This window comes from Nonomuraea phyllanthi (assembly GCF_006334985.2).
Lineage (GTDB): Bacteria > Actinomycetota > Actinomycetes > Streptosporangiales > Streptosporangiaceae > Nonomuraea > Nonomuraea phyllanthi.
On sequence record NZ_VDLX02000003.1, the window covers coordinates 289,694 to 300,550 of the forward strand.

The following is a 10,857-nucleotide window of genomic DNA, read 5'->3' on the forward strand; positions in this document are numbered from 1 at the left end:
ATGACGGAGAAATGTTGATTGCCGCGTGCGTACCTGGATGACGACCCTGCGTCCCTTCGATGCCCTCGCCGTGCAGAGGGTGATCGAGCGAACCACCGACCTCCGCGAGGCGGAGCGTTTCATCAGGCTCTTCCACACCGAGAACCCCAAGGCCGGGGGCCTGGCGGCCCGCCTGCGCGACGTCACGAGAGACGTGGCCCGCCACGGCACCTACACGCACACCTACGAGGAGCTCGAGTTCGGCGCCCGGGTGGCCTGGCGCAACAGCAACCGGTGCATCGGCCGGCTCTACTGGCACTCGCTGAAGGTCCGCGACCGCAGGCAGGTGACCACGGCCGAGGGGGTGGCCCTCGAATGCGTGGCCCACCTGCGCGAGGCCACCGGGAACGGCAAGATTAGGCCCACCGTCACGGTGCTGCCGCCCGACACACCCGCGCTGCCCGGCCCCCGGGTCCTCAACGACCAGCTCATCCGGTACGCCGGACACCGCGTCCCCGGCGGCGGCGTCGTGGGCGACCCGCGCAACGTGCGGCTCACCGAGCTGGCCGAGTCGATGGGCTGGCGCGGCAGGGGCGAGCGGTTCGAGGTGCTGCCGCTGGTCATCCAGCCGAGCCTGGGCGAGCCGATCCTGTGCAACGTGCCGGGGGACGCCGTGCTGGAGGTGCCGCTGGTCCATCCCGAGTACGCCTGGTTCGCGGAGCTGGGGCTGCGCTGGCACGCCGTACCGGCCATCTCGGACATGTGCCTGGAGATCGGCGGCATCTGCTACCCGTGCGCGCCCTTCAATGGCTGGTACATGGGCACCGAGATCGGCGCCCGCAACCTCGCGGACGGCGACAGGTACGACCAGCTCAAGGTGGTCGCGGACCGGCTGGGGCTGGACACCTCGACCGAGCGGTCCCTGTGGCGCGACCACGCGCTGGTGGAGCTGAACGTGGCGGTGCTGCACTCGTTCGAGCGGGCGGGGGTGACGATGACCGACCACCACACCGAGTCGCGCCGGTTCCTGACCCACCTGTCGAAGGAGGAGAAGGCCGGGCGGGTGTGCCCGGCGGACTGGTCGTGGATCGTGCCCCCGCTGTCGGGCAGCGCGACCCCCGTCTTCCACCGCTACTACGACACCCGCGTCCTGACCCCGGCGTTCGTCCACCACCGCTAGGCGCTCCTTGCGCTCCGCGGCTAGAACATGGTTCGGTTGGGGCATGGTGGAACTCGTGCTCTCATCGGTCGACCAGGGCGTGCTCACCCTGACCTTCAACCGTCCCGACACGCTGAACGCGTGGACGCCGGCCATGGGGCGGCGCTACTTCGACCTGCTGGCCGAGGCGGAGAAGGATCCGGAGGTGCGGGCCGTGGTGGTCACGGGCGCCGGCAAGGGATTCTGCTCGGGGGCGGACCTCAAGGCGCTGGCCGCCATCCAGAGCGGCACCTACGCCGAGAAGCCCGACCCGCGGCCCAACACGTTCCCGACGACCGTCGGCAAGCCGATCGTGGCCGCCGTCAACGGCGCCTGCGCGGGGCTGGGCATGGTGCACGCGCTCGTCTGCGACCTGGTCCTCACGGCCGCGGACGCGAAGTGGACCACGGCCTTCTCGCGCCGGGGGCTGGTCGCCGAGTACGGGCTGTCCTGGATCCTGCCCCGGATCATGGGGCAGCAGCGGGCCATGGACGTGCTGCTGTCGGGGCGGGTGTTCACCGGGTCCGAGGCGTACGAGCTGGGGCTGGTCAACCGGGTGGTCGCGGGGGAGTCGGTGCTGGCGGAGGCTCAGGCGTACGCGCGGGAACTGGCGGCCTCCAGCTCCCCGGCGTCGATGGCGGTGATCAAGCGGCAGGTGTGGCGCGACTGGGACGCCACCCTGGAGGCGTCGTCGGCGGCGGCCGTCGAGGAGATGATGGCCTCCTTCCGGCGCCCCGACTTCGCCGAGGGGGTCGCGAGCTTCCTGGAGCGCCGGCCGCCCCGCTTCCCGCCGCTCTAAGCGCGCCCGCCCCGCCGTGCCGTAGGCGGTCCCGCAGGGGTCACGCCAGCCGGTGGGCGCCCGGGGCCGCGGTGGCGGGCAGGAAGCGGGGAGCCTGGAAGCCGTGCTCCGCGAAGGCGTCCGACACCGTCTTCTCCACCTCGGGCAGGCGCTCCACCGGCACCAGCGCGATGGCCGAGCCGCCGAAGCCGCCGCCCGTCATGCGGGCGCCGCGGGCCCCGCCCTTGACGGCGGCCTCCACGGCCACGTCGAGCTCCGGCGACGTCACCTCGTACTGGTCGCGCAGCGACAGGTGCGAGGCGTTCATGAGCGCGCCGATCTCGGTGACGGCTCCCGCGCGCAGCAGGCCGACGAGGGCCTCCACGCGGTGGTTCTCGGTGACGACGTGCATGGTGCGCTTGCGCTCGTCGCCCTGCAGCTGCTCCAGGGCCGCCGCCAGGTCGGTGACGTCGCGCAGGGCCGGGACGCCGAGCTTGCGGGCGGCCGACTCGCACTCGGCGCGGCGCTTGGCGTACTCGCCGTTCGCGTGCTCGTGGTGGACCTGCGTGTCGATGATGAGCATGCTCAGCCCGTGGGAGGCCAGGTCGAGCGGGATGTTGCGGGAGCCGAGCGAGCGGCAGTCGAGGAACAGCGCGTGCCCCTCCTCGCACAGCGCCGAGGCGGCCTGGTCCATGATGCCGCAGGGCATGCCGACGAAGTCGTTCTCGGCCTTCTGGCTGAGCAGGGCGAGCTCCATGGGCGTCATGCCGAGGTCGTGGAGGTCGTTGAGCGCGGAGGCGACGGAGACCTCGAGGGCGGCGCTGGAGCTGAGGCCCGCGCCGGCCGGGACGTCGCCGTCGATGGCGACGTCGGCCCCGGCGACCCGGTCGCCGAGCATCTCGAAGACGCCGACGACGTAGCGGGCCCAGCCCCGCGCCTCGTCGTGGCCGGCCAGCGTGAGGGTCTCGCCGGGGGACTGGAGGGACAGCAGCCGGATCGTACGGTCCGCGCGCGGGGTGACGGCGGCCGTGACGCCCCACGGCACGGCGAAGGGGAGGACGAAGCCGTCGTTGTAGTCGGTGTGCTCGCCGATCAGGTTGACCCGGCCCGGCGCGCGCCAGACCGCTTCGGGGGACGCGCCAAAGGCGGCACGAAAAGCTTCAACAACGCGCATAATCCAACACTCCTCAACAGGGGCCCGACCGTAGACTAGCGCGCCATGGAGGAGTTCCTGGATCCAGGGCTCGGGGACGTCCGGGTGTTCCTGATGCACGACGACAACAAGCCGCGCAAGCTCAAGTACAACCTCGGCCACTCCCGGCTGCTGACCTTCGGCGGCGCCTACTCCAACCACATCAGGGCCGTGGCGGAAGCGGGCCGGCGCCACGGGATCGACACCATCGGGGTGATCCGGGGCGAGGAGCACCTCCCGCTGAACCCGTCGCTCGCCTACGCGAAGGCGTGCGGGATGACCCTGACCTACCTCGACCGGGCGACGTACCGGCGCAAGCACACCGAGGAGGTGCTGGCGCGGCTGCGGGCGCGCTGGGGGCACGACGTGGCGATCCTGCCCGAGGGCGGGAGCAACGCGGCGGCCGTACGGGGCTGCGCCGAGCTGCCGGGGGAGATCGCCGGGGAGTACGACGTCGTCTGCTGCCCGGCCGGGACCGGCGGGACGCTGGCCGGGATCGCGGCGGGGCTGCCGCCGGGCAGGCGGGCGATCGGGTTCGCGGTGCTGAAGGGGGCGGGGTTCCTCGCCGGTGAGGTGGCGAGGCTCCAGCGCGAGGCGTACGGGCGCACGTGGTCGAACTGGGAGATCAACCTCGACTACCACTTCGGCGGATACGCGAAGTCAACGCCCGCCCTGGACCGCTTCATCGGGAAATATCGTGTCGAGGGCGTGTACGTGGCCAAGATGCTCTACGGCATCCTCGACCTGGCCCGGCGCGGCGCGTTCGCCCCGGGCACCCGCGTCGTCGCCGTGATCACCGGTCAGCCCTGCACGCCCGTGGCCGCGTGGGGAGTTCCGACCGGCTTCGACTCGGGCGAGCCCCGCTGACGCAGGTAGATCGAGAGCACCACCATCGACAGCACGGCGAGCAGCTCCGACTGCCAGTTCTGCAGGCTGCGGTCCCAGAAGTCGGGCGAGGTCACGTACGAGCTCCAGGAGACCGGGTCGCGCAGGTCGCCGAGCCGGTCGGAGTTGTAGGAGGCCTGGCCCGCCACCGACTGCGCCAGCCAGGACAGCAGGAAGATGGTCCCCATCACGAGCCCGAGGGAGTTGCTGAACAGCCAGAGCCGAGGCCCCTTGGCGCGCGCCCACCGGGGCGAGTCGGGGCCGGCGTAGGGGCCGATCCTCTGCTGTTCCTCGGACTCCGCGCCCGCCTCGTCCACCTTCTTGGACTCGGGCGAGCCCTTCTGCACGAGCCAGACGGTCATCACGATGAACAGGAAGAACTGCAGGTATTCGGACTGCCAGTTCTCCGCCACGTCGACCGCGAACGAGCTGGACGCCACATAGTGCGCGAACGACACCGGCTCGGCGCCCTCGGCGAGCTGGCGGTCGTTGTAGTCGAGCATGCCGGCCAGCGCCTGCCCGCCCAGCGCCAGGAAGAACATGATCAGGAAGGCCAGGGCCAGGGAGTTCTCCTTGAGCCACCTCACAGTCGCGACCACCCCATCGCGAAGAACCACGCCAGGCCGACCACGATCACGAGCGCGGTCAGCGTGAACATCACCCGCATCAGTCCTCCACCTCGCAGTCGTAGGGGAGGTCGCGTACCGGCCGGCACCCGGCGGCCTTGATCCGCCAGCCGTCGGAGAACCGGTGCAGGAAGAGCGTGTCGCCGGCCAGCCGCACCTGCGCGGCCTCGCCCCACACGCTGACCGCCGTGACGGCGCCGCCGGGGCCGAGCTTCACCTCGCGCAGCGCCTCGGCGCAGGTCTGGCCAGGGTCGGGGAGTTTCTCTGCGGTCTTGCGCGTGAGCATCGAGCACGCGGCGTCCTCGCGGTGGGCGGAGACAGCCTCGTGGAACCGTTCGGCCGCCCGCGCCGGGGCGGCCGTGTCGGGGGCGCAGCCGGCGACGGCCAGTGCCAGCGCCGCTACGATGAGCAGGGTCCTCATGGGGCACTGCTACCCGCAGATCATCCGCGTATGCTATGCGCCCAGCTGGTCGAGCACCGGCGACACCAGCGCGTTGAGCTCCCTGACCAGCACCGTCACCGCCCGGTGCGCGCTCTGCTCGACCTCGTCATGCGGCCCCTCGGGCTCGGGCGGCAGGTCGTCGAGCGGCACCGGCACCTCCAGGAGCAGCGAGGCCCGCAGGAACGGGTGCCTGGCGAGGTCCTGCTGGGTCGGCTCGACGTACTGGCCGAAGATCTCCTGCCAGCCCAGCCAGCCCCGGTCGCGCCACCAGGCCCGCGACCGCGTCAACTGCTCGGGCAGCGGCGAGACCACCCTGACGCGGGCGTAGAGAGAGCCGTCCCAGGTGTTGCGGTCGCAGGTGGCGTCGAGGACGCGCCGGTCCCACCGCACGTAGCCGGGGTCCAGCGACGGCGGCGTGGCCAGTCGCCACGCCGCGCACGCGAACCTGACGGGGGCGATGTCGCCCCAGTCGAACTCTTCAAGGTTCTTGCGCACGTGTACGGCATAGCGCCCGTCACGGTCCCTGTCGAACTCCTGATCGATCCAGAACGCTCTGCCCATGGACCCTACGCTACGACGCTCCCCCGGCTTCGTGGCGCGAGGGCGCGAGTTCAGCGAGCCAGGGGATCCCGGAATGAACCGTGATTTCGGAATGCACTGTGACGGAGGTGACGGATGTGTAGTTTTTTCACATTGTTGGATGACATTGGGGTGAGTGATGGCGTCAGAGCAGCTCGACGTGGCCATGAGTCACTGGAAGGCGGGAGACCTCGACGCGGCGGCCGCGCTGTTCAGGCAGATCGCGGCCACGGGGGACCCGGAGGCGTCCCATCTCCTGGCCGGGCTGCTGCAGGAACAGGGCGACCTGGACGGCGCCGAGGCGGCGCACCGGTCGGTGATCCAGTCGGGCGACCCGGTGTTCGGGCAGCGCTCGGCCATCGCCATGGGCATGATGCTGGTCAACGCCACGGAGTGGCCGGCCGCGCACCGGGTGCTGACGATCGCCTCGGACGGCGCCGACTTCGAGGTGGCCGCGCTCGCCGACACGGCGCTGGTGCTGGTCTGCACCCAACTCGGCGACGCGGAGGGCGCGCAGGAGGCGCTGGAACGGGCCCGCAGGTGTGACAGCCCGGCGGTGGCGGAGCTGGCCGCGCGGCTGGAGCTGCCCGAGTTCGAGCAGGACCCGGCCTCCGCCCGCGACCTCTACGAGCAGGCGGAGGACGAGGACGACTACCGCGCCCTGCTGACCTGCGGCGATCCCGATGTCGTGTCGCTGTCGGCGTTCCGCCTCTACCAGATTTACGCCGAGGAGGAGGAGTTCGAGCAGGCGAGGCAGGTGTGCGAGCACGCCATCGCCGTCGGGCACCCCGACCACCTGGCCATGGCGCACAAGCTGCTCGGCGCCGTGCTGGTGGACCTCGGCGAGTACGCCGAGTCCGCCGCCGCCTACCGCGTGGCCGCCGAGGACCCCAGGCCGGAGCTGCGGCTGCCGTCGCTGATCGAGCTGGCCAAGGTGACCGCCTCGCTCGGCGACGAGGAGGAGACGAAGGCGATCTTCCGCCGGGTGATCGCCAGCGGCCACCGCGAGTACGTCGTGGAGGCCCAGGCCTGCCTGGCCCAGATGCACACCGAGGCGGGCGAGACGGCCGAGGCGCTGGCCGCGCTGCGGGCCGTGCTGGAGGCGGGGGAGGACGAGTGGGCGTCGGTCTGCGTCACGCTGCTCGGCCTGCTGCTCGAACAGCACCCGGAGGCGTACGACGACGTCATGGAGCTGGCCCGGTTCGCGACCGGGCACGACGACCCCGACGCCGCGTTCAAGGCGTCGCTGCTGCTGGAGCACGCCGCCCGGCAGCAGCCGCTCGCCGACCCCGTCGAGGAGCAGGCGCTCCAGGACACCGACGCCGGGCTGGCCCGCCTGCGGGAGGGCGACCTGGACGGGGCCAGGCGGCTGCTGCGCGCCGCCGCCGACTCGGGCGCGCCCACGCAGTCGCTCAGGGCCATGGTGACGCTGGCCGAGCTGGAGATCGGCGCGGGCGACCTGGAGCAGGCGGACGAACTGCTGGCGTACGTGGCCGAGGGCGACGACGTGCTCCAGGGCTTCAACGCGGAGTTCCTGCTGCACCTGCTGCGCGAGTCCGGCGAGCGGCTCCATCCCGTGCTGGCGGCGATGCTGGACCACCAGCGGCTCGGCAGGGAGGAGGGGCTGGCCCGCTACCGCGCGACCATGGACCACGCTGACCCGGCCGTCGCCGCGATCGGCACCGCCGTGTTCGCCCAGGTGCTGGCCTCCATCGGCTACGACCTGTCAGACGTGGCCGGCCTGTTCCAGCAGGCCGCCGAATCCGGGGATCCGCTGGCGCTGTCGTACACGGCGGTGATCTGCAAGGACGTGCTGTCCGACGCGAACGAGGCGGCCGAGCTGCTGCGCCGGGCGCGGACCGAGGGCCACCCCGCGCTGGCGCCCTGGGTGGGGGGCGCGCTGGGCGGGCTCGTGGCGGAGCGCGACCCTAGTGAGGCGCGGGCCTCGTACACGGTGGCCCTGGAGAGCCGCAACCACGGGCTGCGCGCCGAGGCGGCGGGCGCCCTGGCGGCGGTGTACGAGCAGCAGGGCGACCTGCTGGCCGCGTGCCGGCTGAACGAGCGGCTCATGCGGGATGAGCCCTCCGAGGACGACCGCCGGCGCAACGCCTGGCTGCTCGGGCTGCACCGGGTCAGGCTCGACGACCTGGCCGCGGCGAGGACGGCCTTCGAGTCGGCGGGCGGCGCGATGGGCCGCTTCGGCCGGTGCCTGCTGGACCAGGACTTCGGCGGCGCAGCGGAGTCGATCGAGGCCGCCGGCGAGGACGGCCTCGACGTGCTGGTGAGCATGCTCGCCATGGAGAGCGCGCACGCCTGGCAGCGGCTGGGCGAGACGGCCGCCGCCGACGCGGCGCTCTCGCTGGTGCTGGCCGCCGGGCATCCCGGCTACCGGCAGGAGGCCGGCTGCTACCTGGGCGCGCTGCGCGACGACGCGGGCGACAGGCCCGGTGCGCTGGAGGCGTGGGAACGGGTCGCGGACGGCGGCGACGAGCGGCTGGCCGCGCTGACGCTGCTCGACATCGGGCGGGCGCGGCAGGCGCTCGGGAGGCACGCGGAGGCGGCCGGCGCCTACCGGGCGGCGCTCGGTCACGAGGCGCTCGACCCGGGGCGCAGGGAGGGCGTGGCCATGCGGCTCGCCGAGGCTCTGGTGGCCGGCGGGGACGCCGAGGGGGCCGCGGAGGTCCTGGCCGAGGAGGTGGGTGACGCCTGGCCCGTCCGGCTGGCCCGCCTGCTGCACGACTCGGGCGACCTGGCGGGCGCCCTGACCCTCCTGTCACCCGCCCTCGACACGCCCGGCCCCGGCCCCGGATCCGGCTCAGAAGCCGCCGACGATCCGGCCGTCTCGGGCGCGGAGGAGGCGGCGTTGCTCGGCGAGCTGCTCGCCAGGACCGGCGACGTGCCCGGGGCGCGGGCCGCTTTCGAGCGGGCCGTCGCCGCGGCCCCCGAGCTCGCGTCCGGGACGCTCGTCACCGCCGGCAGGGCGCTGGCGGAGGCGGGCGACCACGAGTACGCCCGCGCCGCCTACGAGCGGGTCGCCGCCCTGGACGACGACGAATGGTGCGCCGCCGTCGCCCGCGTCCGGCTCGGCGCCGCCTCGGCCAAGGAGCGCGGCTGGGTGCTGGCCGACGAAGGCGACAGGGAGGGCGCGGTCGCGGCGCTGGCCGAGTTCGCCGGGTCGGAGCTGATGGCCGAGGTGCTGCTGGCGCTCGACGGCGACGACGCCGGAGCCGTACGCCGCCTGCTGACCCCCGTGGACCAGGAGGCCAGGGCCGAACCCCTCGCCGAGACCCTCGACCGGGCCCGCGGGCTGGACGACCACCACGCCGCCGCCGCGCTCTGCCAGGTGGCCGCCGACCTGGGCGACCCCGGCCTCGCCGCGCAGGCCGCCGTGGACCTCGGCGCCATCCACGCGGAGGCCGGCCACCACTGCCGGGCCGAGCTGGCCACCCTGCCCGCCACCCGGCACGCGGAGACGGCCGCGACCGCGTGGCGCAACATCGCCGTCGTCCGCCACCGCCGCGGCGACCTCGACGGGGCGGTCGAGGCCGCCCGCGCCGCGATGCCCGGCACCGCCGTCGTGCTGGCGGACCTGCTCGGCGCCCGGGGCGACGCCGAGGGCGTGCGCGAGGCGCTGACCGCCGGGGCGGCGGCCGGCGACCTGGAGAGCCTGCGCCACCTGCTCGCCCATCTGCTCATGGAGCGCGACCACGACGCGGTGGCGCGGGAGGCCGAGCGGGCGGTCGCCACCGGCGACCCCGAGACCGTGTCGATGGGCTACTGGGCGTGGGGCGACGCGTACAGGGCCGGGGGAGACCTGGACGGCGCCGCGCTCATGTACCGGCGGGGCGTGGAGACCGGCTTCCCCGGGACGGAGGCCGGCATCCGCGTGGACCTGGCCAGAACCATGCGGGAGCTGGGCGACCCGGCCGGTGCCGTGCGGGAGGTACGGCGGGCCGTCGAGTCCGGCGCCCCCGACGCGGTGGAACGGGGCGGCGTGCACCTCGGTGTCTGGCTCCACGAGGAGGGCGACCATTTGGGAGCGGCCGAGGCGTTCGCCGCCGCCGCGCTCGCCGGCTCCGAGACGGCGCTGAACAACCTGCGCGTCCTCGCCCACCAGGCGGCCGGGCGCGGCGAGCACGAGCAGGCCCTGCGCGTCCTGCGGCTGATGGGGGACGAGGCCGGGGAGACGGCGCGCGAGCTGGCCGGGGAGTGCGACGACCCGGCGGCCGTGCGGGCGTACCACGAGCTGGTCGGGCGCGGGCCGTTCGACGAGGTGGAGCTCGCCGACCGCCTGGCCGGGCTGGGCGACCACGCCGGGGCGCGGGCGATCTACGAACGGCTCAGCGGGCACGACGACGCGGACGTGCGGTTCGTCGCCGGCGGCCGGCTGCTGCAGCTGCTCGACGGCGAGGGCGAGGACGAGGCGTTCTTCGACGTCGCGCGGCGGGCGGCGGCCGACGCCGACAGCCCGGTGCCCGGGGTGTTCGGGAGCCTGCTCGGGATGCTGCAGGGCGGCCGCGGTGACACCGAGGCGTCGCTGGACACGCTCAGGGAGGCGGCCGCGGGCGGCGAGCCCATCGCGCTGTCCACGCTGGCGCAGACGCTGGTCGCGGCCGGGCAGGTGGACGAGGGCCGGGAGGCGTACCTGCGGGTGCTCGACGCCGGTGACGCCGACCTCGCCGCGCGGGCCATGATCGCGCTCGGGCAGACGTACCACGAGGAGGACGAGCGTCAGGCGCGGGAGTGGTACCTGCGCGGCGTCGAGCAGGGCGAGGGGCACATCGGCGCGCTCGCGGCGATGTACCTGGGCGCGCTGGCCAAGCGGAACCGGGACTTCCCCGAGGCACTCACCTGGTACCAGCGGGTCATCGACTCCGGGGACCCGGAGTCGGGCCTGGCGGCGGCGCACCTGGGCGAGCTGTGCTACTGGCTCGGCGACCGCGACGGCGCCCTGCGCTACTACGACCTGACACTGGGGCTGACCGAGCAGGCCGACCTGGTGGCCGAGGCCGCCTTCCGGCTCGGGGAGATCCGGTACGAGCGGGGCGACCTGGAGCCTGCCAGGCGGCTGCTGACGACCGCCGTCGCGACCGGCGACCCGTCGTTCGGGCCGTCGGCCGAGGCGCTGCTCTCCAAACTTGCCCAACATTAAATGACCAATTAGTCTCATCTAGTCAA

The 10,857-nt window shown here is 73.5% G+C and carries 8 protein-coding genes; 4 read left to right on the forward strand and 4 right to left on the reverse strand.

Going from position 1 to position 10,857, the window contains the following annotated elements:
• The first annotated feature begins 79 nt into the window (after nt 1–79).
• Both FH608_RS10315 and FH608_RS10320 read left to right on the forward strand, forming a co-directional pair.
• Entirely contained in the window at nt 80–1,159 is a 1,080-nt protein-coding gene (locus FH608_RS10315; RefSeq protein ID WP_226899246.1) for a nitric oxide synthase oxygenase, read from the forward strand.
• A 43-nt stretch (nt 1,160–1,202) separates the two neighbouring features.
• Nucleotides 1,203–1,976: an enoyl-CoA hydratase-related protein gene (locus tag FH608_RS10320; RefSeq protein WP_139630196.1), complete on the forward strand. Its 774-nt coding sequence runs from the start codon at nt 1,203–1,205 to the stop codon at nt 1,974–1,976.
• Nucleotides 1,977–2,016: 40 nt separating this feature from the next.
• On the opposite strand, the gene galK is transcribed toward FH608_RS10320, so the two are convergent.
• Nucleotides 2,017–3,129: a galactokinase gene (gene galK / locus FH608_RS10325; RefSeq protein ID WP_139630197.1), complete on the reverse strand. Its 1,113-nt coding sequence runs from the start codon at nt 3,127–3,129 to the stop codon at nt 2,017–2,019.
• Nucleotides 3,130–3,174: 45 nt separating this feature from the next.
• Between galK and FH608_RS10330 the strand changes: the two genes are divergently transcribed.
• A complete protein-coding gene (locus FH608_RS10330) occupies nt 3,175–4,014 on the forward strand; it encodes a 1-aminocyclopropane-1-carboxylate deaminase/D-cysteine desulfhydrase (RefSeq protein WP_139630198.1) in 840 nt (279 codons plus the stop codon).
• Here the strand turns inward: FH608_RS10330 and FH608_RS10335 are convergent.
• From FH608_RS10335 to FH608_RS10345, 3 genes are all read right to left on the reverse strand, one after another.
• Entirely contained in the window at nt 3,948–4,619 is a 672-nt protein-coding gene (locus FH608_RS10335; protein ID WP_139630199.1) for a DUF6766 family protein, read from the reverse strand. The two genes, FH608_RS10330 and FH608_RS10335, sit on opposite strands and share 67 nt — an antisense overlap.
• 79 nt (nt 4,620–4,698) lie before the next feature.
• The gene (locus tag FH608_RS10340) at nt 4,699–5,079 is read right to left on the reverse strand and encodes a hypothetical protein (RefSeq protein ID WP_139630200.1); all 381 of its coding nucleotides are present in this window, start codon (nt 5,077–5,079) and stop codon (nt 4,699–4,701) included.
• A 33-nt stretch (nt 5,080–5,112) separates the two neighbouring features.
• Nucleotides 5,113–5,661, reverse strand: coding sequence for a hypothetical protein (locus tag FH608_RS10345; RefSeq protein ID WP_139630201.1), 549 nt, complete (start codon nt 5,659–5,661; stop codon nt 5,113–5,115).
• Between the two features lie 157 nt (nt 5,662–5,818).
• Between FH608_RS10345 and FH608_RS10350 the strand changes: the two genes are divergently transcribed.
• Nucleotides 5,819–10,831: a tetratricopeptide repeat protein gene (locus tag FH608_RS10350; RefSeq protein WP_226899317.1), complete on the forward strand. Its 5,013-nt coding sequence runs from the start codon at nt 5,819–5,821 to the stop codon at nt 10,829–10,831.
• Nucleotides 10,832–10,857 lie beyond the last annotated feature (26 nt).